Origin of the sequence: Paraburkholderia nodosa DSM 21604 (assembly GCF_000519185.1) — a bacterium.
Taxonomy (GTDB): Bacteria; Pseudomonadota; Gammaproteobacteria; order Burkholderiales; family Burkholderiaceae; genus Paraburkholderia; species Paraburkholderia nodosa.
This window is the reverse complement of the sequence record NZ_JAFA01000116.1, coordinates 1-1,192: the sequence shown is the minus strand read 5'-3', so window position 1 is coordinate 1,192 and position 1,192 is coordinate 1. Positions and strand designations below refer to the sequence as shown.

General features: G+C 53.5%; 1 rRNA gene. It reads left to right on the top strand.

The window, feature by feature from the left end:
* A 23S ribosomal RNA gene (locus A3CW_RS0144175) occupies window positions 1–1,144 on the top strand; the annotation flags it as partial.
* Between the last annotated feature and the right edge of the window lie 48 nt (window positions 1,145–1,192).

Sequence of the window (1,192 nt, the reverse complement as noted above, 5' to 3'; positions counted from 1 at the left end):
TGCAATAAACTGGTGGCTGCGACTGTTTAATAAAAACACAGCACTCTGCAAACACGAAAGTGGACGTATAGGGTGTGACGCCTGCCCGGTGCCGGAAGATTAAATGATGGGGTGCAAGCTCTTGATTGAAGTCCCGGTAAACGGCGGCCGTAACTATAACGGTCCTAAGGTAGCGAAATTCCTTGTCGGGTAAGTTCCGACCTGCACGAATGGCGTAACGATGGCCACACTGTCTCCTCCCGAGACTCAGCGAAGTTGAAGTGTTTGTGATGATGCAATCTCCCCGCGGCTAGACGGAAAGACCCCATGAACCTTTACTGTAGCTTTGCATTGGACTTTGAACCGGTTTGTGTAGGATAGGTGGGAGGCTGTGAAGCGGGAACGCTAGTTTCCGTGGAGCCGTCCTTGAAATACCACCCTGATCTGTTTGAGGTTCTAACCTTGGTCCGTAATCCGGATCGGGGACAGTGCATGGTAGGCAGTTTGACTGGGGCGGTCTCCTCCCAAAGGGTAACGGAGGAGTACGAAGGTACGCTAGGTACGGTCGGAAATCGTGCTGATAGTGCAATGGCATAAGCGTGCTTGACTGTGAGACTCACAAGTCGAACAGGTGCGAAAGCAGGTCATAGTGATCCGGTGGTTCTGTATGGAAGGGCCATCGCTCAACGGATAAAAGGTACTCTGGGGATAACAGGCTGATACCGCCCAAGAGTTCATATCGACGGCGGTGTTTGGCACCTCGATGTCGGCTCATCTCATCCTGGGGCTGTAGCCGGTCCCAAGGGTATGGCTGTTCGCCATTTAAAGAGGTACGTGAGCTGGGTTTAAAACGTCGTGAGACAGTTTGGTCCCTATCTGCCGTGGGCGCTGGATATTTGAAGGGACCTGCTCCTAGTACGAGAGGACCGGAGTGGACGAACCTCTGGTGTACCGGTTGTCACGCCAGTGGCATCGCCGGGTAGCTATGTTCGGAAGAGATAACCGCTGAAAGCATCTAAGCGGGAAACTCGCCTTGAGATGAGATATCCCCGGGGCTTCGAGCCCCTTGAAGGGTCGTTCGAGACCAGGACGTTGATAGGTCAGGTGTGGAAGCGCAGTAATGCGTTAAGCTAACTGATACTAATTGCCCGTAAGGCTTGATCCTATAACAGGTGTGCCTCCGCCCCGCGTGGGTGGGCAGGACGCACAGGTT